The sequence below is a fragment of the Curtobacterium sp. MCBD17_030 genome (assembly GCF_003224255.1).
GTDB lineage: Bacteria > Actinomycetota > Actinomycetes > Actinomycetales > Microbacteriaceae > Curtobacterium.
The window spans coordinates 60,562-82,954 of sequence record NZ_QKLI01000012.1 but is presented as its reverse complement, the minus strand read 5'-3'; the positions used below and the strand labels follow the sequence as shown (position 1 = coordinate 82,954).

The 22,393-nt window shown below is 71.9% G+C and carries 26 protein-coding genes; 13 read left to right on the top strand and 13 right to left on the bottom strand.

From position 1 onward, the window contains the following. Positions 1-3 precede the first annotated feature (3 nt). The 5 genes from DEI89_RS11605 to DEI89_RS11585 all read left to right on the top strand — a co-directional run bounded on the left by DEI89_RS11605 (position 4) and on the right by DEI89_RS11585 (position 5,253). Complete coding sequence (locus tag DEI89_RS11605) at positions 4-1,302, top strand: sensor histidine kinase (RefSeq protein WP_146236768.1); 1,299 nt, start codon at positions 4-6, stop codon at positions 1,300-1,302. After that, positions 1,284-1,997, top strand: a complete 714-nt coding sequence (locus DEI89_RS11600) for a response regulator transcription factor (RefSeq protein ID WP_110904207.1) — start codon at positions 1,284-1,286, stop codon at positions 1,995-1,997. Before DEI89_RS11605 ends, DEI89_RS11600 begins: the two co-directional genes overlap by 19 nt. A gap of 210 nt (positions 1,998-2,207) precedes the next feature. After that, positions 2,208-3,089: an ABC transporter ATP-binding protein gene (locus tag DEI89_RS11595; RefSeq protein WP_110904225.1), complete on the top strand. Its 882-nt coding sequence runs from the start codon at positions 2,208-2,210 to the stop codon at positions 3,087-3,089. Next, complete coding sequence (locus tag DEI89_RS11590; protein WP_110904206.1) at positions 3,086-4,171, top strand: ABC transporter permease; 1,086 nt, start codon at positions 3,086-3,088, stop codon at positions 4,169-4,171. The genes DEI89_RS11595 and DEI89_RS11590 overlap by 4 nt, the downstream gene beginning before the upstream one ends. A 104-nt stretch (positions 4,172-4,275) precedes the next feature. Next, complete coding sequence (locus tag DEI89_RS11585) at positions 4,276-5,253, top strand: AraC family transcriptional regulator (RefSeq protein WP_181421613.1); 978 nt, start codon at positions 4,276-4,278, stop codon at positions 5,251-5,253. A gap of 70 nt (positions 5,254-5,323) precedes the next feature. Here DEI89_RS11585 and DEI89_RS11580 read toward each other — a convergent pair whose 3' ends face one another. The 5 genes from DEI89_RS11580 to DEI89_RS11570 all read right to left on the bottom strand — a co-directional run bounded on the left by DEI89_RS11580 (position 5,324) and on the right by DEI89_RS11570 (position 7,363). Next, positions 5,324-5,923 (bottom strand): TetR/AcrR family transcriptional regulator, encoded by a 600-nt coding sequence (locus tag DEI89_RS11580; protein ID WP_110904204.1) that lies wholly within the window; start codon positions 5,921-5,923, stop codon positions 5,324-5,326. A gap of 1 nt (position 5,924) precedes the next feature. Then, positions 5,925-6,086: a hypothetical protein gene (locus DEI89_RS17720; RefSeq protein WP_181421612.1), complete on the bottom strand. Its 162-nt coding sequence runs from the start codon at positions 6,084-6,086 to the stop codon at positions 5,925-5,927. Then, on the bottom strand, positions 6,083-6,247 hold the full coding sequence (locus tag DEI89_RS17715; protein WP_181421611.1) for a hypothetical protein: 165 nt from the start codon (positions 6,245-6,247) through the stop codon (positions 6,083-6,085). Before DEI89_RS17715 ends, DEI89_RS17720 begins: the two co-directional genes overlap by 4 nt. Before the next feature lie 87 nt (positions 6,248-6,334). Continuing rightward, a complete protein-coding gene (locus DEI89_RS17710) occupies positions 6,335-6,748 on the bottom strand; it encodes a hypothetical protein (RefSeq protein ID WP_110904203.1) in 414 nt (137 codons plus the stop codon). Positions 6,749-6,832: 84 nt separating this feature from the next. Beyond that, complete coding sequence (locus DEI89_RS11570; RefSeq protein ID WP_110904202.1) at positions 6,833-7,363, bottom strand: DUF1990 family protein; 531 nt, start codon at positions 7,361-7,363, stop codon at positions 6,833-6,835. Between the two features lie 102 nt (positions 7,364-7,465). Between DEI89_RS11570 and DEI89_RS11565 the strand changes: the two genes are divergently transcribed. After that, positions 7,466-8,107, top strand: a complete 642-nt coding sequence (locus DEI89_RS11565; RefSeq protein WP_110904201.1) for an NAD(P)H-binding protein — start codon at positions 7,466-7,468, stop codon at positions 8,105-8,107. A gap of 118 nt (positions 8,108-8,225) precedes the next feature. Here the strand turns inward: DEI89_RS11565 and DEI89_RS11560 are convergent, their stop codons facing one another. Beyond that, positions 8,226-8,783, bottom strand: a complete 558-nt coding sequence (locus tag DEI89_RS11560) for a TetR/AcrR family transcriptional regulator (RefSeq protein ID WP_110904200.1) — start codon at positions 8,781-8,783, stop codon at positions 8,226-8,228. 23 nt (positions 8,784-8,806) lie between these two features. Here DEI89_RS11560 and DEI89_RS11555 point away from each other — a divergent pair, with 23 nt between their 5' ends. Beyond that, on the top strand, positions 8,807-10,096 hold the full coding sequence (locus DEI89_RS11555; protein ID WP_181421610.1) for an MFS transporter: 1,290 nt from the start codon (positions 8,807-8,809) through the stop codon (positions 10,094-10,096). Here the strand turns inward: DEI89_RS11555 and DEI89_RS11550 are convergent. Next, a complete protein-coding gene (locus DEI89_RS11550; RefSeq protein WP_110904198.1) occupies positions 9,996-10,328 on the bottom strand; it encodes a hypothetical protein in 333 nt (110 codons plus the stop codon). The genes DEI89_RS11555 and DEI89_RS11550 overlap by 101 nt on opposite strands. Positions 10,329-10,409: 81 nt before the next feature. Between DEI89_RS11550 and DEI89_RS11545 the strand changes: the two genes are divergently transcribed. Together DEI89_RS11545 and DEI89_RS11540 are read left to right on the top strand one after the other, a co-directional pair. Next, positions 10,410-10,724, top strand: a complete 315-nt coding sequence (locus DEI89_RS11545) for an ATP-dependent DNA ligase (protein ID WP_110904197.1) — start codon at positions 10,410-10,412, stop codon at positions 10,722-10,724. After that, positions 10,721-11,020, top strand: a complete 300-nt coding sequence (locus tag DEI89_RS11540; RefSeq protein WP_110904196.1) for a hypothetical protein — start codon at positions 10,721-10,723, stop codon at positions 11,018-11,020. Before DEI89_RS11545 ends, DEI89_RS11540 begins: the two co-directional genes overlap by 4 nt. A gap of 42 nt (positions 11,021-11,062) precedes the next feature. Here the strand turns inward: DEI89_RS11540 and DEI89_RS11535 are convergent, their stop codons facing one another. Next, positions 11,063-11,641 (bottom strand): TetR/AcrR family transcriptional regulator, encoded by a 579-nt coding sequence (locus DEI89_RS11535; protein ID WP_110904195.1) that lies wholly within the window; start codon positions 11,639-11,641, stop codon positions 11,063-11,065. A 155-nt stretch (positions 11,642-11,796) separates the two neighbouring features. On the opposite strand from DEI89_RS11535, the gene DEI89_RS11530 reads away from it, so the two are divergent. Continuing rightward, positions 11,797-13,275, top strand: a complete 1,479-nt coding sequence (locus DEI89_RS11530; RefSeq protein ID WP_110904194.1) for an MFS transporter — start codon at positions 11,797-11,799, stop codon at positions 13,273-13,275. A gap of 68 nt (positions 13,276-13,343) precedes the next feature. Here the strand turns inward: DEI89_RS11530 and DEI89_RS11525 are convergent, their stop codons facing one another. Continuing rightward, entirely contained in the window at positions 13,344-13,709 is a 366-nt protein-coding gene (locus tag DEI89_RS11525; RefSeq protein WP_110904193.1) for a hypothetical protein, read from the bottom strand. Positions 13,710-13,900: 191 nt separating this feature from the next. Continuing rightward, complete coding sequence (locus DEI89_RS11520) at positions 13,901-14,659, bottom strand: hypothetical protein (RefSeq protein ID WP_110904192.1); 759 nt, start codon at positions 14,657-14,659, stop codon at positions 13,901-13,903. 128 nt (positions 14,660-14,787) lie between these two features. Here DEI89_RS11520 and DEI89_RS11515 point away from each other — a divergent pair, with 128 nt between their 5' ends. Both DEI89_RS11515 and DEI89_RS11510 read left to right on the top strand, forming a co-directional pair. Beyond that, complete coding sequence (locus DEI89_RS11515) at positions 14,788-16,101, top strand: HupE/UreJ family protein (RefSeq protein ID WP_110904224.1); 1,314 nt, start codon at positions 14,788-14,790, stop codon at positions 16,099-16,101. 127 nt (positions 16,102-16,228) lie between these two features. Further along, on the top strand, positions 16,229-18,361 hold the full coding sequence (locus DEI89_RS11510; protein ID WP_110904191.1) for an Ig-like domain repeat protein: 2,133 nt from the start codon (positions 16,229-16,231) through the stop codon (positions 18,359-18,361). Between the two features lie 111 nt (positions 18,362-18,472). On the opposite strand, the gene DEI89_RS11505 is transcribed toward DEI89_RS11510, so the two are convergent. The 3 genes from DEI89_RS11505 to DEI89_RS11495 form a co-directional block, all read right to left on the bottom strand. Further along, the gene (locus DEI89_RS11505; RefSeq protein ID WP_258368864.1) at positions 18,473-19,348 is read right to left on the bottom strand and encodes a glycoside hydrolase family 16 protein; all 876 of its coding nucleotides are present in this window, start codon (positions 19,346-19,348) and stop codon (positions 18,473-18,475) included. A gap of 207 nt (positions 19,349-19,555) precedes the next feature. After that, the gene (locus DEI89_RS11500; protein ID WP_110904190.1) at positions 19,556-21,097 is read right to left on the bottom strand and encodes an MFS transporter; all 1,542 of its coding nucleotides are present in this window, start codon (positions 21,095-21,097) and stop codon (positions 19,556-19,558) included. 129 nt (positions 21,098-21,226) lie between these two features. Further along, positions 21,227-21,550 carry a helix-turn-helix domain-containing protein gene (locus tag DEI89_RS11495; RefSeq protein ID WP_110904222.1) on the bottom strand — a complete coding sequence of 108 codons (324 nt, stop codon included), beginning with the start codon at positions 21,548-21,550 and terminating at the stop codon, positions 21,227-21,229. 49 nt (positions 21,551-21,599) lie between these two features. Here DEI89_RS11495 and map point away from each other — a divergent pair, with 49 nt between their 5' ends. Next, entirely contained in the window at positions 21,600-22,376 is a 777-nt protein-coding gene (map, locus tag DEI89_RS11490; RefSeq protein ID WP_110904189.1) for a type I methionyl aminopeptidase, read from the top strand. Positions 22,377-22,393 lie beyond the last annotated feature (17 nt).

The window sequence follows — 22,393 nt, the reverse complement described above, 5'->3', positions numbered from 1 at the left end:
TTCATGACGGGCACGGGGGTGACCGCCGGGCACGGCCCGGCGCGGGGCGAGGAGTGGTCGCGACTGCCGGTGGGGCGGCGCGAACACCGACAGGACGTGGTCCTGGCGCTCGTGCTCGCCGCCGCCCTGACCGTGTCGATGACCCTCTACGGCGCGATCGGCCTCTACGACGACCCGGCTCCCTGGTGGGTGTCGGCGCTCATGGTCGTCGCGAACGCCGGACCACTCGCGGTCCGGCGGCGCTTCCCGATGTCGGTCGCCGTGGTCGCCGCGCTGGCGTTCGCCGCGACCCAGCTCCTGCGGGTGCCCGAAGGGCTGTTCGTCAACTTCACGCTCTTCATCGCCCTGTACACGGTCGGCGCCTGGTGCTCGGACCGGGTCCGCGCCGAGGCGGTGCGGTGGGTCCTCATCCTCGGCATGTTCGCGTGGGTGTTCCTGGCGATCGTGTTCCGGTGGTCGGTGCCGAGCGCGCTGCCGGGCGACGGCGACTCGGTGATCCCGCCGTTCGTGGCGAACTCGCTGCTGTCGATCATCATCAACCTGGTGTACTTCGGCGCCGCCTGGTACTCCGGCAACCGGGCGTGGACGGCCGCGGTCGCCAAGCACGACCTCGACGAGCGCACGGTCGAACTGGCCGCCGAGCGGGAGCGGTCCGCGGCGCAGGCGGTCGCCCTCGAACGGGTCCGCATCGCCCGCGAGCTCCATGACGTCGTCGCCCACCACGTGTCCCTGATGGGCGTGCAGGCCGGCGCCGCCCGACGGGTGATCGACCGCGACCCGGTGCAGGCCGCGGCGTCCCTCGGGGTCGTCGAGGACAGCGCCCGGACCGCGGTGGAGGAACTGCGGCGGATGCTCGGTACCCTCCGGCAGTCCGATGCGGACGGTCACACGCTGCCCGCCGACGCGCCGAGCACCGAGGGGCTCGCGCGGCTGCCGGAACTGGCCGCGGCCGCGACGAGCGCCGGACACGACACCGGCTTCAGCGTCGTCGGTGACGTCCGACCCGTTCCGCCGACCGTCGCGGCGGTCGCCTACCGGATCGCGCAGGAGGCCGTGACGAACGTCCTCAAGCACGCGGGGCACGACGCCCGCGCCGACCTGCGGCTGCGGTACCTGCCGGACGGCCTCGAGCTCGAGGTGACGGACACCGGGGCCGGGGCTCGGGCCTCCCGGTCGACCGCGGGCAGCGGACTCGGCCACGTCGGCATGCGCGAGCGCGTCGCCGCGGTCGGCGGACGGATCGAGATCGGGCCCCGTGCCCGCGGCGGCTACCTGGTGCGGGCATGGCTGCCGACGGCGTGATCCGGGTGGTCCTGGCCGACGATCAGGACCTGGTGCGGGCCGGTTTCCGGGTGATCCTGGAATCGGAACCGGGTGTGCAGGTCGTGGCCGAAGCCGCCGACGGCGCCGCAGCCGTGGCCGCCGTCGCCGCCCATCGGCCGGACGTCGTCTGCCTCGACGTGCAGATGCCCGGCGTCGACGGGCTGGAGGCCGCTCGGCGCATCACCGCCACCGACGACCCGCCAGCGGTGCTCGTGCTGACGACGTTCGACACCGACGAGTACCTGTTCGACGCCCTCGCCGCCGGGGCCAGCGGGTTCCTGCTGAAGAACGCCTCCCCCGAGAAGCTCATCGAGGCGGTGCGCACGGTCGCTGCCGGGGACGCCCTGCTCTCCCCGGACGTGACCCGACGGGTGATCAGCCGTGCGACGAGCGCGAGCGCGCCGGTGGTGGCGTCGGTGACCGCGCCCGCGACCGACGGCGTGCACGCGGGACCCGGTGCTGATCCGGTGGCCGGCCTGACCGAGCGCGAGACCGAGGTGCTCCGGCTGCTCGGGCGCGGACTGAGCAACGCCGAGATCGCCCGACTGCTCTTCGTCGGGGACGCGACCGTGAAGACCCACGTGTCGAACGTGCTGCAGAAGCTCGGCGTGCGGGACCGGATCCAGGCCGTGGTGTGGGCGTACGAGAACGGCGTGGTCCGCTCCGGCGACTGAGCCCTCCCCCGCAAGACGCAACGTCGGCGGCACGGCGCAAGGGTGTTCCGTTGCGCGGAACCGCCCGCGTTGCGTCTCGCGGAAGAGACCGTCTCCCCCGCATGGCGGAGGAGCCCGGGCGACGATCCCCGTCTCGTGCCGGAGGCGCCGACCCCACCCGCCCTCGTACCGTCGGAGGCGCAGCGACGGTCGCTGCGGAAGGGACCCGCCATGCTCAGCATCGAGGGAGTGACCAAGCACTTCGGCGAGCGCCGCGTGCTCGACGACGTCGGCTTCACGGTCGGTCGGGGCCGGTTGACCGGGTTCGTCGGAGGCAACGGCGCCGGCAAGACCACCACCATGCGCATCATGCTCGGCGTGCTGGACGCCGACAGCGGCACGGTCGCCATCGACGGCGTCCCGATCGGCCCGGCCGACCGGCGTCGGTTCGGGTACATGCCCGAGGAACGCGGCCTGTACCCGAAGATGCCGGTGGCCGAGCAGGTCACGTACCTGGCGCGGCTGCACGGTGTCGACCGCCGGACCGCGACGGCGCGGACCACGGAGCTGCTCGAGCGGCTCGAACTCGGCGTACACGCCGGCGACCCGGTGGAGAAGCTCTCGCTCGGCAACCAGCAGCGCGTGCAGGTCGCTGCCGCCTTGGCCCACCGGCCCGAGGTCCTGGTGCTCGACGAGCCGTTCTCGGGCCTCGACCCGATGGCCGTCGACACGGTCCTCGGCGTCCTCCGTGAGACCGCGGCGGACGGCGTGCCGGTGCTGTTCTCCAGCCACCAGCTCGACGTGGTCGAGCGGCTCTGCGACGACGTCGTCGTGATCGCGGGCGGTCGCATCCGGGCGGCCGGGCCGCAGGACGAACTCCGACGGAAGGCGGGACCGGCGGCGTGGGAGCTCCTGGTGGCGGACGACGTCGCCTGGCTCCGCGAGGAACCGGGCGTCACCATCCGGGAGTTCGACGGCGGCTACGCCCTGTTCGAAGCGGACGAGTCCGTCGCCCAGGCCGTCCTGCAGCGCGCGGTCGGCCGGGGCGCGGTGGCGTCGTTCGGTCCGCGGGTCCCCCGTCTCAGCGAGGTCTTCACGGAGGTCGTCCGATGAGCGTCGTCCAGCGCAGCACCGTCGACGCGGTCCGGCTCGTCACCGTGCGGGAGATCCAGGCCCGGCTCCGCAGCAAGGCGTTCGTCGTCTCCGCGGCGATCCTGCTCGTGATGGTCGTGGCCGGCATCGTCATCGCGGGCATCGTCGGCAAGTCAGCGGCGAACGCGACGACCCCGGTCGCCGTGGTCAGCGGTGTGAGCCTGCCGAGCTCCGACGGGCTCGACGTCACGCGGACCACTGACCGCGCATCCGCCGAGCATCTCGTGCGCGGCGGCGAGGTGGACGCCGCGATCGTCCCCGACGGCGGACAGCTCGGCTTCCGGGTCGTCGGACTCGACAGCGCGCCGACCGACGTCGTGCAGGCGCTCAGCGTCTCCCCCGAGGTCGACCTGCTCGACCCCGGTGCGCTGCCGCCCGGGCTGGTGTCCCTGGTGGGGATCGCGTTCGGCGTGGTCTTCTTCGCCTCGGCCGTGACGTTCGGACAGTCGATCGCGCAGAGCGTGGTGGAGGAGAAGTCCACCCGGGTCGTCGAGATCCTGATGGCGGCGATCCCCGCACGGGCACTGCTCGCGGGGAAGGTGATCGGCAACAGCGCGATGGCCCTCGGACAGATCGTGGCGATCGCGATCGCCGCCGCCGTCGCACTCGCGGTGACCGGCCAGGACAACCTCTTCACGCTGCTCGGCCCGAGCGCGCTGTGGTTCGTCGGGTTCTTCGCGGTCGGGTTCGTCCTCATCGCGGCGCTGTTCGCGGCGTCGGCGGCCCTGGTGTCCCGTCAGGAGGACGTCGGCAGCGTGACCACCCCGGTGATGATGCTGCTGATGATCCCGTACTTCCTCATCGTGTTCGCCGCGGACGACCCGACGATCCTCGGCATCATGTCGTACGTGCCGTTCAGCGCCCCGATCGGCATGCCGGTCCGGATCTTCCTGGGGACGGCCGAGTGGTGGGAGCCCGTGCTCTCGCTGGTCGTCGTCGCAGCGTCCGCCCTCGTCGTGGTGCTCCTCGGTGCCCGGGTCTACGAGAACGCGCTGCTCCGCACCGGTGGCCGGGTGAAGCTGGCCGAGGCCATCCGCGGCTGACCCTGGTCACCGATGCTCCGGAGGACGCGATCGGTCGGTCCCCCGTGGCGGTTCCCGGACACCGGACTGCCATGGGGGACGGCTGTCGTGGGATGCTTCGCGTGATGCCGATCGACGACGCGAAGCCGGTGCGTCTCGACGTGACGGGGACGGACCTCGGGGAGGCCGCGACCTTCATCGCGGACCTCTACGGCGCGGAACTCCGCGTCGAGCCCGTCGCGACCCCGTTCTCGTTCCGGTACGCGGCACTCGGCGACAGCACGATGTCGCTGCACATCGCCCAGTTCGCCGGACACGTCGACGGGGAACTGCCGCCGTCGGACGCCGTCATCGTCCAGTGGCTGCAGTCCGGGTCCTCCCGGCTCGACACCGGGGGCAGCGTCCTCGACATGGAACCGGGCGTCCCGGTGCCGCTGCTGCCCGAGCGCACGTTCTCGTTCAGCATGGAGGACTACGAGCAGCGGCTCGTGCACCTGTCCCGTGAGGTCGTCGAACGCGTCGCGGCCGAGCAGGGTGCGGACCTGACCGCCGGCCTGCGCTTCGACCACACGACACCACCGTCCGACCAGTCCGTCCGGACCTGGCACAACACGGTGTCGCTCATCTCGCACACCCTGCGTGACGGCACGCCAGGCCGTCTGCTGCACGCCGAGATGGCACGGCTGGCCGCGGCGTCCCTGCTCGAGATGTACCCGCAGCAGCGCCCGGCACGCCGGAGCCCCGAAGGCACGGCACTGTCGGTGCACGTCCGCGCAGCCGTCGAGTACGTCAACGACCACGCCCGGATGCCGATCACGACGAGCTCGCTGGCACGACACCTCGACGTGAGCCTGCGTGCACTGCAGGAGGCGTTCCAGCGGGACCTGCAGACCACGCCGAACGCTTACATCCGGCAGGTGCGCCTGGACCGGGTGCGACAGGAGCTGCTCGCCTCCGAGCCGACCGCCGTCACCGTCCGCGAAGTGGCCGCGGGGTGGGGCTTCGCGCACCTCGGTCGCTTCGCGCAGCAGTACGTGGCCGAGGTCGGCGAGACCCCGATGGCCACCCTCGAGCGCTCGGCGCGGGGTCCGGTAGCGGACTGACCCGGCCAACTCGTGGCGGCACCGGTCGACGGGAGGAGGCCGTGCCTCCCGACCGTCGGTCCGGCAGGGCTCAGATGAAGTCGGTGTGCGCGTTCGGCGCGTAGGCCGTCATCAACGTCGCCGCGGCGAGCCGGGCGGAGCGCGCCGGACGGGTCGTGCGGTGGATCGCAGCCTCGACCTTGGCGCCCTCGACGAGCAGCGACAACGCGTCGGCGACGTGCAGGGGCAGTCCTGCCCGACCGGCGAGCGCGTGCAGGTGGGCCTCGATGCCGCGCAGGTGCTCGTGAGCCAGGGCGGCGACGCGCGACTCGGAGCGCCCGAGCTCGCCGTAGCCGTTGATGAAGGCACATCCGGTCCATGACTCGTCCTCGAAGCAGGACTCGAGGTGTGCGAAGACCGTCAGGATCTCGTCCCGGGCGTCGGCAGCCCCGACGGCGGCGGCGGCGAGACCGTCGTTCCACCGCTCGTGGCGGTGCTCGAGCACGGCGACGACGACGTCGATCCGTTCCGGGAAGAGCGCACGGACCGTGGCTTGGTCTGCCCCGGCGAGCGTCGCGATGGCGGCGTGGTCGAGACCGACGGCCCCCTCGGCGGTGAAGACCCGGTCAGCGGCGTCGACGACGCGAGCACGGTCCCAGCGGTGCGGTGCCTGCTCGACGTCGACGCCCACGTCAGATGGTCGTCGTCGAGGTGCGGAGGGCGGTGCCGTGAGCAGATCGCTCGGCGCACAGCGCCTCGAGCCGGCCCAGTCGTGCCCAGACGACCCGGTGGTCGGCCGTCAGCCCGGTGGCGTCGGCCGTCACACGGGCGTTCCCCTGCTGGAGGGCGTTCACGCGACGGCCTGGAAGAACTCGGCGTACGTGGGGTCGGTGCTGACGCCGATGCCGAGTCGGCTGATCACGATCCGGTCGATCTCGACGGGCGAGGACATGCCTCGTCGGTGCCACTCCAGGGGGTCGGAGCGGAGTTCCTGCATCATGGTGGAGTCACGCACGGGGGGCCTCCTGTTCGCGCAGCAGCGCGGTCATGTCGATGGGTTCGGTCAGCGCGACGGTGTCGTACGGCGCTGTTGCGGCGGTGATCACGAGGCGACCACCAGGGCGATCACGGCGAGCGTGAACGCGGTGACGGCGGCGAGGCCGGCGACGAGCGCGCTGGCGGTCAGGATCCGGCGGCGGGTCGCCTCGCGGACCTCGGAGAAGGTCTCGGTGCGCCTCGGGCGGCGAACGGCCGGGCCTCCGGCGAGAGGTGTCGGGATGGCGGTGATGGTGGCGGGCATGAGCTTCGCCTCCTCTGCAGGGACCTCGGACGGTCCGGTGTCGACCAGGGCGACCGCTGCGTACAGGCCACCGCAGATCGCGGGGGATGTCGGGGCACTCGGGATGATGTTCGTCCTGGTGTCTGCGACGCTACGACAGCCGTCCGGCGGGACACGAACGCGTTCGTGGATCCGCGACTCGCGACGGGGCGCACCGCGCTTCCCGAGCGGGGTCACGCGCGTTCCGCGCATCGCGTTGCGGGCCGGGCTCGGCCGAGTCGGGCCGGGCGGCGGGCCGGATCGGTCAGCGAGCCGGGCCGGTCAGCGCAGTGCCCGCCGGTAGCGCCAGCGGACGACGACCTGCGCGACCCGGAGCAGCGAGAACACGAGCGCCCAGTGGCGAGTCGTGGACGGCCGGGTCAGGGAGCGCAGCGTCAACCACACGGCGTCGCCCTCACGGGTGACGACGAAGGCCTCCTCGCCGTCGACCGGGTGGCCGGGCAGCGTCCGGTAGGCGAACCCGACACGGTCGGCGGTGCGCACGACCTCGACGACCTCGACGGGCTCCCGCACGACGACCAGCCCGATCGGGAAGCGCACGTCCAGCCGCTGACCCGGTCGCGCCTCCGTGTCGTCGGGCACCGAGAAGCCGCTGCGCGTCTTCACGCCCCAGCGGAGCACCGACCGGGAGGCCCGCTCCCACACCGCCTCGCCCGTGCCGACCGCAGACCGCCGCTCGTACCGCCGGTACGTCGGGGCCGTGGGGCCCCAGACGGCGGACGCGACCGCCGTCCGTGCCGCGCCCGCCGCGCTGCCCCGTCCGACCGCGGCCGTCCCCTCGTCGCTGCCCATGCCGGCCATCCTGCCCGAAGGACGTGCGCGGGAGCGGTGGACGACCCTCCCGGCCCATCGCCGACCACCCCGTCGTCAGGCCCCGCGCGTACCGTCCAGACCATGAGCAACGTCATCATCCTCGGCGGCCACGGTCGCGTCGCCCTCCTCACCGCGCAGCTCCTGACGGCCCGCGGCGACACGGTCTCGTCGGTCATCCGCAAGGCCGAGCAGCAGGACGACGTCCGCGGCACCGGTGCGGAGCCCGTCGTCGCGGACATCGAGCAGCTCGACATCGCCGGGCTCACCGACCTGGTCCGCGGACACGACGCGATCGTCTGGGCAGCAGGGGCGGGTGGGGGTTCCGCCGAGCGCACCTGGGCCGTCGACCGGGACGCCGCGATCCGCTCCATGCACGCCGCGCTCCAGGCGGACGTCCAGCGATTCGTCCTGGTCTCCTGGTCGGACGCGGGCCTCGGCCACGGGGTCCCCGAGGACGACGACTTCTTCGCCTACGCCGAGGCGAAGACCATCGCCGACGCGGTCCTCCGCGACTCGGCCCTCGACTGGACGATCGTCGCCCCGAGCACCCTGACCGACGACGAGCCGACCGGGTCCGTCGAGACCGCCGACCCGTCCTCCAGCATCGCCCGCGGGGACGTCGCCGCACTGGTCGCCGCAGCCCTGCACGACGACGCGTCGGTCGGCAAGACCTTCCGCGTCAACACCGGTGACGTCGCGATCGAGCAGTTCGTCCGCGACTGAGCGGTCGCCGCTCGCTGCGCCGTCGTCCCGCGCTGCGAGACGCCCGCATGTCCACGAGACGCCGCCGGATCCGGCGGCGTCTCGTGCTGTCGGCAGCGTCTCGTGCTGTCGGCAGCGCTCAGGGGAGCAGCGCGGCGGCCACCGCGCGGGCCGTCGCGGTGTCGCCGGCGCCGCCCCGGAGGCGCATCGCCAGTGCCCCGGACACCACGAGGAGCAGTCGGTCGGCGAGGACGTCGGCCTCCTCCGGCCCGACCAACGGCACCGCAGCCTGCCGGAGGCGCGACCGCAGCGTGGCGGTCTCGTGGTGCAGGACGACCGTGATCTCGTCGGGCGGATCCGCGTACTCCGACGCCGTGCCGAGGAAGGCGCACCACCGCGACCCGGTCGGCGTCGACCGGAAGTCGTCGAGCGCGTCGAAGACCGCCAGCAACCGGCCCCGGTCGTCGGGCGCATCTGCGACGGCGTCGTCCCACACCCGCAGCCACTCGTCGTGCCGCCGTTCGAGCGCTGCGGCGACCAGGGCTTCCTTGCTGGCGTACCCGCGGTAGAGCGTGGCGGCGGAGACCCCGGCGCGTTCGAGGACGGCGTCGATCGGGGTCGCGGCGATGCCCCGCGTGAAGAACAGCTCCTCCGCGGCGTCGAGGAGCTTCCGCTCCGTTCCTGGGCGCATCGTCATGCCAGCACCCTAGGCTCTCAAAAGTGAAACGTACGTTTTCGTTCTTGGGTTCGCCCGGCGCGCTCGTCGGCAGCGGTACCGCGCTCATCGCGGCCACCTACGGGTTGGTCCGCCTGGCGTACGGACTGTTCCTGCCCGACGTCCAGCACGCGATCGGGCTCGGCGACGGCCCGGCGGGCTGGATCGCGTCGGGCTCCTCGGTCGTGTACTGCGTCGGCGCGCTCGCCGGGTTCCTGGTCGCACCGACGCACCCCCGGACCGCCGTCGTCCTGGCGGTGCTCACGGCCGGCCTCGGTGTCGCCGGGATGGCCGCGAGCACCGGCCCACTGGGGTTCGGCGTCGCCGCGGTCGTCAGCTCGGCGGGGGCAGGGCTGGCCTCCCCCGCACTCGTCCGACTCGTGCAGCGGAACCTGACGGCTGACCGGGCGAACGGGGCGCAGGCCGTGGTCAACTCCGGCACGGGGCCGGGTCTCGTCATCGCGGGCCTCCTGGCCCTCGTGCTGCTGCCGGACTGGCGGACGGCCTGGGCCGTGGCGGCCCTCGTCACGGTGCTCGCCGGTGCGGCCGTCCTGCTCGCCGACCGAGCGGGCGCAGCAGCACCGGCACCAGCACCAGCACCAGCACCAGCACCGGATCCCCCGACCGACACCGGAGCCACCACCGTTCCACCCCGCCCCTGGTTCGCCGCACACCGCCGCCCCGTGCTGGTGGCACTGCTGCTCGGCACCGGATCGGCCGCGGTGTGGACGTACGGTCGGACCCTGCTCGTCGACGCCGGCGCACCGACGGCCCTGTCAGTGGTGGCGTGGATCGCCCTCGGGGCCGGAGGTGCGGCGGTGGCCCTGACGTCCCGGTGGCTCGGGCGACTGCCGGCGCGGACCGCGTGGACACGCACCGCGGCCGTGGTGGCGATCGCGACCCTCGGCCTCGGCGTGGTCGCGCAGCTGCACGGCGCCGCCCTGACCGCGGTGGCGCTGGGCTGCTGCGCACTGTTCGGGTGGGGCTACACCGCCGCGACCGGCGCTCTCATCTCGTGGACGGCCGAACTCGACCGCGACCGCGCGGCCGCCGGCACCTCGGTGCTCTTCGTGGTCCTGGTCTTCGGGCAGGCACTGGGGGCGGCCGCAGCGGGCAGCGCGGTCACCGCGGCGGGGACGGGCCCGGTGCTCGTCGCCGCCGCGGTGGTCGTCGCGCTCGGGGTGGTGCCGGCGCTCAGAAGTCCTCGCCGATGTCCGGCACGTCGGTCATCTCCTCGTTCCACGCAGGCCGCGCGGGCTGCAGGCGCAGAGTCTCCGACTCGAGGTACTCGATGACCTCCGGGTCGAACGGCTCGTCGGCGCTGTCCGGCACCGGCGTCGAGAAGATCTCGCTGGCCGGCCCGATGAGCAGGTGCGCGTAGACCGTCCCGCCGCCCTCGGTGATGATCGGGATCTGGACGACGTCGGACTTGTTCGCCACGGCCAGGGCACGGCAATACCGGAGGAGGGCCTTGCAGGTGCGGTCCCCGGTCAGGAAGGAGCTGTTCACGTAGTGGATGCGGCGCATGTCGGCCAGGGTGTCGGACGGTCCCTGAGCCCACGCCTAGGCTTTGCCGGAGCCGGACAGTCGGCGCGGAAGGACACCACCATGGGCAAACTCGTCTACGACTCGACGTTCACCGCGGAGTTCGACGACCGCCTGCTGACGCACCTGCAGATCGTGATCGGGATGAAGCTCCGCCGCGGCGAGTCCTTCATGTTCTCGTGGAAGGACGACGTGGAGCTCGGTGACGGCCGCACCGCGATCTGGCTCGACCGCTCGATGCCCCTCGTCTTCCGCTACTCGGGCAGTCGCATCCCCGCCGTGAACCGCGCCTGGGTCGAAGCCCTCGGCCTGACCGCCGGGTCGTCCGCGGGCCTCCGCATCGTCCCGGAACCGACTGATTCCGGGGACACCCTGTGAAGCGCACGGTCCTGACCTACGGCGGGACGCAGTACACGATCGCCAACGAGGACACGGAGACGGTGCAGGCGCGCATCGACGCGGGTCTGCGGGACCAGCCGTTCATGTGGCTGCAGGTCAACTACGGGGACGGCCGGGTGACGCCCGCCGTGCTCCTCATCTCCCCGGCGACCCCGGTGGCGATCATCACCGAGCGGGACGTCGACGAGCAGGACGAGGACGGCTCCGTCGCCCGCTACCTGCTGCCCGAGCAGACCCGGCCGGCGTCGATCGAGATCGGGCCCACCGAGCACTAGCGACGTCGGGAGCGGTCGACCGCTCTGCCGTCCGACGCCACTTCAGCCCCGACCGCCGCCGAGCAGTGCGCGCAGGGCGTCCTCCAACGGCACGGCGACCGATTCGACCTCGGCGGACGCCAGGGGTTCCACGCGGGTCGAGGTCCGCATCATGGTCATGCCGAGCACGACGGACAGGGCGATCTCGGCGCGGACGAGCAGGTCGTCGTCGATCTCGTCCGGGCTCCCGGCTCGCACGGCGCCGGCGAGGCGTTCCGCGTAGCCGCGCAGGGTCTCACGACGGATGCGGTCCACGACCTCGTCTCCGGAGCTCCGGAGCAGGAGCAGCAGCTGCATCGAGTCCTCGTCCGTGGGCGACCGGATGATGTGCCGGATGAGGCCGCCGAGCGCCCGCTCCAGGTCCGAGCCCGAAGGCGCAGCGTCCCGGTCCGGCGCTGCTCGATCGAGACAGGCGCGGAACAACCCCTCCTTCGATCCGAAGTACCGGTTGATGAGCGCGACGTTCACCCCGGCGTCGGCGGCGATGTCCCGCACGGTCGTGGCCCGGTAGCCGTCGAAGGCGAACCGGCGCCGGGCAGCCTGCACGAGGGCCAGGCGAGTGGCGGCGGCGTCCTTGCTCATGGCCCGAGCGTAGCGCCCGCGTCGGTGCGACCGATCGTGATGTAAGCGCATGTTGACATCGGTGTGAGAACGCGTACCCTCGTCAAGTCAGCAGTTGTTGACATCGACAGCGTCGTCGGCCCCCTGCCCAGAACACCCCGATCCGACGGAGCACGATGTCCACCGCCACCGCGAGCCCCCGCACGGGCTCGACCCCGACCACCGAACACGGCCGGCGCCCGAACAGCACCGCGATCATCGTCTACCTGTCCCTGGGTGGCCTGTCGTTCGCGGTCCTGCAGTCCCTCGTCGCACCCGCGCTCTCGACGATCGGCACGGACCTCGGTGCCTCGACCAGCGCCGCCAGCTGGGTCCTCACCGCCTACCTGCTCTCCGCGTCGGTACTCACCCCGATCCTCGGTCGCCTGGGCGACATGGTCGGCAAGCGCAAGGTGCTCATCGTGGTCCTCACGATCCTCCTGGTCGGTGCCGTCCTCGCCGCGCTCGCCCCGAACCTCGGCGTGCTCATCGTCGCCCGAGCCCTGCAGGGCGCGGCGGGCGCGGTGATGCCGCTGTCCATCGGCATCGTCCGCGACGAGCTGCCGAAGGAGAAGGTCAGCGTCACCATCGGCCTGCTCTCCGCGATCTTCGGCATCGGTGCCGGCGTCGGCATCGTGGCCGCCGGGCCGATCGTCGAGCACCTGTCGTGGCACTGGCTGTTCTGGCTGCCCGCCGTCCTCGTCGTGATCGCCCTGCTCGGTGCCGTGTTCGGCATGCCCGAGTCCCCGGTGCGGAAGCCCGGCCGTCTCGACGTCGCCGGCACCGCCGTCCTCGCCGTCTCGCTCGTCGCGATCCTGCTCGCCGTCAGCGAGGGCCAGACGTGGGGCTGGGGCGACGTCAAGACCGTCGGCCTGCTGATCGTCGGTGCCGTCGCCCTCGTCGCGTTCGTGTTCGTCGAGCTGCGCGTCGCCGAACCCCTCATCGACGTGCGGCTCTTCGCCGTCCGCGGGGTCTGGACCGCCCACGTCGTCGCGCTCGTCTTCGGCTTCGCGATGTTCGGCACGTTCGTCCTCGTCCCGACGCTGCTGCAGCTCCCCAGCGCCCTCGGCTACGGCTTCGGCAAGGACGTCACGCAGGCGGGTCTCTTCCTGCTCCCGACCGTCGTGATGATGGTCATCGCCGGGCCGATCGCCGGGATCCTCGTCCGCAGGGTCGGGCCCAAGCCGCCGATGCTCATCGGCGGGATCGCCATCGTCGCCGCGTTCGTGATCCCCGCGATCTCGCACGCCGCCCTCGCCGAGGTGGTCATCTCGGGCGTCTTCACCGGCATCGGCATCGGCCTGGCACTGGCCGCCTGCTCGAACGCGATCATCGAGAGCGTGCCGGCGAACCAGACCGGCGAGGCGATCAGCGCGAACACCGTCGTCCGGACGATCGGTTCCAGCGTCGGCACGGCCGTGATCGCGGCACTCATCACCTCACACAGCACCCCGCAGGGTCTGCCCACCGACGACGCGTTCACGATCGGGTTCTGGGCGTGCACGGGGGTGGCCGTCCTCGCGGTGGTCGCGGCCCTCGCTGCCCCGTCGATGCGCGCCCGCCGGGCCGCAGCGGTCGCCGCGGGCGTCGACGACTTCGACGAGGTCACGCACTGACCCGCTGAACGGGCCCGGTCGGCGAGACGCCGCCGGTCGTGCGAGACGCCGCCGGAATCGGCGGCGTCTCAGCGACTCGGCGGCGTCTCGGGATGACGACCGAAGAGCGACGCGAGCGTCGCGACGATCGCCATCCGGAGCCGGACGCCGGCGGGCGGGGCCGGCGGCAGGGTCCGGATCGGTGCGGTGAAGGCGAGGTCGTGCAGGTTGTTGCGCTTCGACCCGTCCCAGTTCGCGAAGAGGTACGGCGTGCCGAGCGCCATCAGGCTGCGGACCGGTGCCGGGCGCACGCCGGAGGCGGCGACCGCGTAGCCGGAGTGGCCGGCGGTGATCGCCTGGATGACGGTGTCCGCGTCGGTGACCCCGTTGGCGGTCACCACGGTGGTGATGCCCGTGCGGTCGCGGGCGACGAATTCGATGATGTGTTCAGTCACGAGGAGCTCAGGGTGGCGAGTGTCTGTCTCGGCGCGGGTGAGACGCGCGAGGCTTGGCCGGAACCGACGTTGCTTCCATCGTCGAGGATACGTCGCACCCGTCGGGACGGTGCACGGACGATCCCGATTGCGTACCCTTGCCCGTGTCCCGGCCCGCGCCCGCGCCCGCGACCACCGGCGCTGTGCACCGGTCAGGCGACCCAGACGACGATGCCGTTGTAGCCGTTCAGCAGCGCTGCGACCCCCGCGCGCAGGGCGCGGCCGGCACGCTCGTCGGTGAACGTGGACGGGTCGTGGTGACTCGAGGTGCCGAGCCCTTCACCGCGGAAACCGGCGCCGGTCCAGTCCGCCGCCGTCACGTTCGCCGTGGGTTCGGCGATCTCGGCACCGAGCACGAGGAACTGCTGGTGCAGCGCGGACGGTGAGATCGCGGCGATCGGGTCGACCAGCTCGTCGCCGACGCTGATCACCAGGTCGGTGCGCTTGCCGATCGCCGCGGCGACGGACGGCAGCCGGTCCTCGGCGGTGTCCGCGACGACCGGGACGACCGTGACGTCCTCGGACCGGGCCCACGAGCGGACGGCGTCGACGAGGGTCTCGGTCTGTGCATCCGGCTTCCCCGGGGACAGCAGGACCACCCGGTACCCGGTCGGTGGCGCCACGTCGTCCCACGAGTGCGGTGCGGGGCTGACGGTGGCCTCCGGCGCGGGCGGCGAGTCCGGGTCGACGAACCCCGGGCCGAGCGCGCCCGTCCCGCGGACCGGGGTGGGGGCGTCGGTCGGCACCGCCGTGGTGGCGGCTCCGGTCCGGAGGCCCGTGGCCTGCTCGGCGTCGGCGGTGCGGCCCGTCTGCTCCGCCCCGGTCGAGCAGCCGGTGACGAGGACCGAGCCGGCCGCCACCAGGGCAGCGGCGGCGAGGACGGTGGTGGCGCGACGAGTCAGACGGATCACGAGACGCCATGCAAGCACAACCGGAGGCCGCGACGGACCGGTGGGAGCCGCTGTCCAGAGCCCGTCCAGCCGTTCGTAACCCGTTGTTCGCCTGCGCGTCGATCTCGGCCGCGATGGTCAGGCCGGTGATGCACCGAACCACCCGTCCCGCTCGCAGCGGGCTCCACCTCCTCCCCGCGGTCTTCCGCCCCCGGCCACTCCTCCCCCGGCCCGTCCTCCCCCGGATCGTCGCGCGGCTGGTCGCCGTCCTCGTGCTCCTCGGCACCGTCGTCGTGAGCCTGTTGACGGGAGTGTCCGCGGCGAGCGCCCACGGCTTCAGCTCCGTCGTCTACGCGGACGTCAGCGGGAAGGGGTCCGACACCGTGCGGGCCCGACTGGGGCTGGAGTACGACCTCATGCTCGTGTCCGTGGCGACGAGCGAGCACGACGACGAGCTGTACCGACAGGGCCAGGCCGCGTGGGACGACGGCGACGACCCCGGCATGGTCAGGGCGGCGGAGGCGCACCACGACGCGATCAGCGAGTACCTGTTCGACCGGTTCTCGATGACCTCCGGTGGGGAGGCGTGCACCGGCACGCTCCACGACACCATGGAGGTCGACGTGCAGGACGAGGTCCCCTACGCCGAGGTCGTCGCGGACTTCGCCTGCCCGACACCGGGACGCACCGACCCGGGGCACGTGGTGGAGTCGACGCTCTTCCCGGACAGCGAGACGTTCGTGCGGGACACGAAGACGATCGTCACGTACGACGTCGACGGCAAGCAGGGCACAGCCACCCTCGACGCGTCCCAACCGAGGTTCTCGACCGAGCAGTCGGCGGGGCAGCGGTTCTGGGAGTTCTTCACCCTCGGGGCGGAGCACCTGCTGACCGGGATCGACCACATCCTGTTCCTCATCGCGCTGATCGCCGGCTCCCGACGGCTGCGCGAGGTCGTCTACACGGCGTCGGCGTTCACGATCGCGCACTCGATCACGTTCATCCTGGCGGCGCTCGGCGTCGTCAGTCCGCCGTCGATCGTGGTCGAGCCGCTCATCGCCCTCTCGATCGCCGCAGTGGCCGGCTGGTACCTCTGGCGGTTGGCGACCCGACGGTCGCAGGCTGACGCGCTCGTCCTGTCCGACCAGGGACGGTTCGCGCTGGACCGCTCCGGGTGGTCCCGACTGGCCGTGGTGTTCGCGTTCGGGCTCATCCACGGGCTCGGGTTCGCCGGAGCGCTGGGCATCCACGAGGCGTTCTCGTGGCAGCTGCTCGTGTCGCTGCTCGTCTTCAACGTCGGCATCGAGGCGGTCCAACTGGCGATCATCGTGATCGTGTTCCCGCCGCTGTCCCTGCTCCGCCGGAAGTCCCACCGGGTCTCACTCTGGGTCACCGGCGCCGTGACGGCCGGGGTGTTCGTGATGGGGATGATCTGGTTCGTCCAACGGCTGGTCGAGGGCTGACGACGCCTGGGCTCTCCTACCACCTGCGGGCCGGAACCCGTATGGACACACAGCGTTCACCCACGATCTACGAAGGCGATGCAGAGTCTGTCTGCTGCACCATCCCTGTCACTGAGAACGGAAACACATGAGTCTCCTGTCCGGCGCCCTCTCCCGGCGCAGAACCACCACCCTCCGCTTCGGCGGGGCCGTCATCGGCGCCGCCCTCATCGCGGGCGCCTGCCTCGTCGGCACCGGCTCCGCGAGCGCGGCCACCGCCACCCCGACGACGAACATCTCGTCCGGTGGCCCGATCCACATCCTGCTCGGCGTCGGCGCGACCGAGAGCCAGCGCATCGCCTCGTGGTACTTCCCCGCGAACGTGAACCAGTCGGTCGAGATCCAGAAGACCGACACGATGACCGGCGGTGTCTTCACCGACGCGAAGAAGACGATCGCCGCGCAGAAGTCCGCGAACACCGCGGCCGACACCAGCACCACCGACAGCAGCACGAAGGCGATCCCGGGCATCACCAACGAGGCCGGCTACGTCAACGCGCACGCGGTCATCGACGGCCTCGAGCCGAACACGACGTACACCTACCACGTGGGTGCCGCGGACGGTTCGGCCTGGTCGACGTCCTACACCTTCACGACGAAGAGCTTCAGCGGCGACTTCGACTTCCTGTTCTTCGGTGACCCGCAGATCGGGTCGTCGGGCTTCGTCGACGACGACGGTGCCGGCTGGGCCGACACCCTGAAGTACGCCACCACGAAGGAGAAGGACGCCGAGCTCCTGGTCTCCGGTGGCGACCAGGTCGAGAACGCCAACAACGAGTACCAGTGGGGTGCGTTCGCCGACAGCAGCGACGTCCTCAAGCGCTACCCGTGGGCCTCGACCATCGGCAACCACGACGTCGGTGGCAAGTCGTACGAGCAGCACAACCAGCTGCCGAACTCGCTCAAGGTCCCGGACTTCTACCCGGGTGGCAACACCACCACGAACTCGGGTGGCGACTACTGGTACATGTACAAGGGCGTCCTGTTCATCGACATCAACTCGAACGCCTACGCGGGCGGCTCGGACGCAGCGCACGTCAACTACGTGCGCGACGTGATCACCCGTCACGGCGACGACGCGAAGTGGACCGCGCTGGTCTACCACCACTCGATCTACTCGCCGGCCGACCACGCGAACGACAAGGACAACCAGCAGCGCCGGTTCGACTTCACGCGCGCGTTCTCGGACATGGGTGTCGACCTCGTCCTGCAGGGTCACGACCACTCGTACTCGCGCAGCTACGCGATCAAGAACGGCAAGAAGGCCAACCCCGCCGAGCAGCCGGGCGCTGACGAGGTCTTCGCCGGCCCCGGTGGCGTCATCTACCTGACCGCCAACTCCGCGTCGGGCTCGAAGTACTACGACCTGACCACCCCGGACCCGACGCAGGGCGGCTACGGAGCCGACCCGCTCGACCCGACCGGTCAGCGCCACTTCGCCAACTCGGTGGAGAACCAGGAGCACGTCCGCACCTACGTCAAGGTCGGCGTCACGGACGACAACCTCGCCGTCACGACCGTCCGTGCCAGCGACTGCACCACGCTGAACTCGGCCGTCCAGCACGGCAAGGTCGACAGCTGCGGCGTCACCCTCAAGCCGACGGCCTCGGCCGACCCGGCAGCGATCGGCTCGACCGTGGACCAGTTCACGCTCGACGCCGCCCTGCCGGCGACGACCACCACGCTGAAGGCCTCGGCCACGAAGCAGTCCTACGGCACGGCCAAGCCGGTCACCCTCACCGCCACGATCGGCGGCGGCCTCGGTGACAAGAGCGGCACGGTCACCTTCACGGAGGCGGGCAAGACGCTCGGCACCGCACCGGTGACGAAGAACACGGCGACGTTCACGCTGCCGAAGACCACCTCGGTCGGCAAGCACAGCATCACCGCGTCCTTCACGAGCACCTCTGCCTACTCGGGCGAGGACACGGCGGCCACCACGGCGGTCGTGGTCACGGTCGCGAAGGCCACCTCGGCGTCGTCCATGACCTACGCCAAGGGCAAGGCCGTCGTCCGGGTCACCTCGCCCGGCAACACGGTGAACGGCGAAGCGAAGATCTACGACGGCAAGAAGCACATCAAGACCGTCAAGGTCTCCGGCGACACCGCCGCGACCCGCTTCGCCCTGAAGCGCGGCACGCACAAGCTGACGGTCGTCTTCAGCGGCACCGGCACGATCGCCGGCAGCACCAGCCCGGTCCTCTCGGTCCGGGTGCGCTGACCTCCGGTCAGGCAGAGTGAGGGCCCCGTGGCTTCGGCTGCGGGGCCCTCACCCGTTGCCGGGCCGTCGGCACAGCGACCGCGTCGGCTCCCCGCCCGCATCCGCTCGGCGTCAGGCGTTCTGCCAGACCCGCAACCAGTCGACGGTCATCTGCTGCGGGAACCGGGTCGACGAGTCCGGGGCACCCGGCCATCCCCCGCCGACCGCGACGTTGAGCACCACGAAGAACGGCTTGTCGAACACCCACCGGTCGCCACCCAGGTCCGCCGGCGTGACGGTGCGGTACGTCGCGCCGTCGACCGTCCAGCTGATCGATCCCGGTCGCCAGTCCACCCCGTAGACGTGGAAGTCGTCGGCGAAGGCGCCGGCCGGCAGCGTCGCCGTGCCGCTGATGCCCTCCGCGCCCGAGTACCCCGGGCCGTGCACGGTGCCGTGGACCGCTCCGGGCTCACGACCGATGTTCTCCATCACGTCGATCTCGCCGCACGCCGGCCAACCGACCTGCGGCAGATCAGCGCCGAGCATCCAGAACGCCAGCCAGATCCCCTGCCCGCGCGGGATCCTGATGAGCGCCTCGATCCGACCGTACTGGGCGGTGTACGTGCCCTGCGAGGTGAGCCGCGCCGACGTGTACGACCCGTCGGCCTCGCGCCGCGCGGTGATCACGAGGTTCCCACTGCCGTCGAGAGCCGAGTTCCGCCGCGAGTCCGTGTAGACCTCGAGCTCGCCGTTGCCCCAGCCGCCGCCACCCAGGTCGTACCGCCAGATCCCGGGGTTCGGGGCGCTGCCGGCGGTTCCGTCGAACTCGTCCGCGGCCAGGAGGGTCGGGCTGGTCGCTGCGCTCGCCGCATCCGGACGCAGACCGAACGCTCCGGCCGTTCCGACCGCCGCGGCAGCCCCGAGACCGAGCGTCAGCAGGCGACGACGATCGATCCCGCCGGACCCGTCGTCCGGGTGGTCGGTCTGCTGCTGGTCGTCTCGCTGCACGGTTCCTCCATCGCGTGCGGCGGCTCCGCACGGAGGGACAGGTTCACCCGTCGCCGTCCGCGGCGCCAGCCCCCCGTCCGGGCGCACCGCGTCGAGCGGCCAGGACCGCACCCCGGACGGACGGGAGGCCCGTGGCGGATCCGCCACGGGCCTCCCGTCCGTCAAGCGGTCACCACCGTGACCAGCGACCGTCGGTGCGGATCACGGTCAGGCGTGCCCTGCCGACGCCTCGACGGTCTCCTCGAGCACCTCGGCGGGCGCGTGCGTCGAGCGGGTGCGGACGAAGACGGCGGCGAGGACCGCCACCACGACCGCGACCACCCCGGCCACGACGAAGGCGGTGTGCATGCCACCGAGGAAGGCGTCCCGGGCGACGGCCGACGCCGCGGCGCTCAGCGCGTCCGGCACGATCCCCTGTGCCAGGCCCTGACGAGCGGCGGTACCGATTCCGAGGCCCGTCGTGCCGGAGAGCACCCCGGCGCTGACGACCGCGGACAGGACGGACGTGCCGAGTGCGCCGCCGAGCTGCAGTGCGGTCGCCTGGAACCCGCCCGCGACACCGGCGAGTTGGACCGGGGCCCCGCCGACCACCGCCTCCGCGCCGGCGGTCATCGTGAAGCCCGCACCCAGGGCGAAGACCACGAACGGGATCGCCATGCCGATGTACGGCGAGTCCCGGGTGGTGCCGGTGAGCAGGAACAGGGCGACGCCGACCATGAGCAGGCCGATGGTCAGGGTGCGGCGGATGCCGAGCTTGGCGACCAGGGCGGCCCCGATCGGCGACGCGATGATCGAGACGCCGCTCAGCGGGAGCTGCATGAGCCCCGCCTGCAGACCGGTCACCCCGCGCAGGTTGAGCATGTAGAGGGAGAGGAAGAACGTCACGCCGAGCATCGCGAAGAAGTTCGCCCCGACGGCCAGACCGCCGATCGACAGGGACGACGACCGGAAGAGCGACATCGGCAGCAGCGGGTCGGTGACGCGCAGTTCGACGACGACGAACACCACCAGGAGCGCGACGCCGGCGAGCAGCACGCCGAGGGTGAGCGGGCTCGTCCAGCCCCACGACTCGGACTGGACGACGGCGAGCACGATGCCGAAGAGGCCCAGGGCGAGCAGCACCACGCCGGGCACGTCGAAGCGTCCGCGGTGCGGGGCGGTGGACTCGCGCAGGACGAGGCCGCCGAAGACCAGGCCGACGACGGCGATCGGGGCGTTCACGAAGAACACCGACTCCCAGCCGAGCGAGGCCACGAGGACCCCGGCGACGATCGGCCCGGCGGCGATGGCGACTGAGGACGCGCCACCCCAGACCCCGACGGCGACGCCGAACCTCTCCTTCGGGAAGGTCGCACGGAGCAGCGCCAGGGTCTGCGGCATGAGCAGTGCGGCGCTGAGGCCCTGGACGGCGCGGAACGCGATGACGCCGGTGGCGGTGCCGACGAGGCCGATCGCGACCGAGGACAGCGCGAACGCGACGACCCCGATGAGGTACATCCGACGACGGCCGAAGCGGTCCCCGAGCTTGCCACCGAGGATCAGGAACACGGCCAGTGCCAGCAGGTAGGCGTTGGTGATCCACTGCAGCTGGGTGAAAGTGGTGCCGAGGTCGGCGGCGATCGCGGGGTTCGCGATCGAGACGACGGTGGCGTCGAGGCCGACCATGAACAGGCCGAAGCACACGGCGACGAGGGTGGCGATCGGGTTGCCGCGCAGGCTGCGGCGGGTTCCGGGCATGGCTGTGCCCATGGGAGCTCCTTCGGACGACACGGATCGTGCTCCGACGGCTGGGCCGTGCGGCGAGGGGCACGAGGGGTGCGAACCGAAGGACGCGGGGGTGGCACCGACTGCGAGCGGTACACGAGCCGTCCGTCGACCTCACGCGACGGGCAGCCCCCTTGGTTCTGAAACCATAACGATACCAGAGGTGTGGCCGAGGTGAGCATCCGCTCCGGGCGTCCCGGCGTTGACCTCGGCCCACACCGCATCGAGGGACAGGCCGAGCACCCCGGCGAGCGCCGCCACCGTGGAGAACGCGGGGGTGGCGATGCGGCCGGTCTCGATCTTCCGCAGCGTCTCGGGCGACAGCCCGGCGGCGAGCGCGACGTCGAGCATCGACCGGTCGCCCCGTGCCGAGCGCAGCGTCCGGCCGAGGCGGAGGCCGCGTTCGAGGTCGAGCGGTGTGAGCGGGAGACGAACCATGGTCTGATAGTAATACCGGTACAACTATCCCGACGGAAGAAGCGCCCGCATGATCGAGATCCTCACCCCGGCCGAGCTGCCCCGGGCGCGCGCCGCCGGCACGCTCGTCGCCGACATCCTGCACACCCTCCGCGGCCGGGCGACGGTCGGCACCAACCTGCTCGACCTCGACCGGTGGGCGGCGGAGATGATCCGCGCGGCCGGGGCGACCTCCTGCTACGTCGACTACGCGCCCTCGTTCGGGCGCGGTCCGTTCGGCCACCACATCTGCACGGCCGTCAACGACGCCGTCCTGCACGGCCTGCCGCACGACCGGGTCCTGGCCGACGGGGACCTGCTCACCCTCGACCTGGCCGTCGTGCATCACGGCTACGCGGCGGACTCCGCGATCAGCTTCATCGTCGGCCAGAGTCGGCCGGCCGAGAGCGTCGCGCTCATCGAGACGACCGAACGCGCCCTGGCCGCCGGCATCGCGGCGGCCCGGCCAGGAGCGCGACTCGGTGACCTGTCGCACGCGATCGGGTCCGTGCTGACCGAGGCCGGGTACCCGGTCAACCTGGAGTTCGGCGGCCACGGCATCGGCTCCACGATGCACCAGGACCCGCACGTGGCGAACGACGGACGACCGGGCCGTGGGTACGCGCTCCGCCCGGGGCTGCTCCTGGCACTCGAGCCCTGGATCATGGTCGACACCGACGAGCTCGTCACCGACCCGGACGGCTGGACGCTCCGCAGTGCGACGGGCAGCCGGACCGCCCACAGTGAACACACCATCGCGATCACCGACGACGGGGCCGAGGTGCTGACGCTGCCGTCGCGCCCGTAGCCCCGACGCGTCGAGGA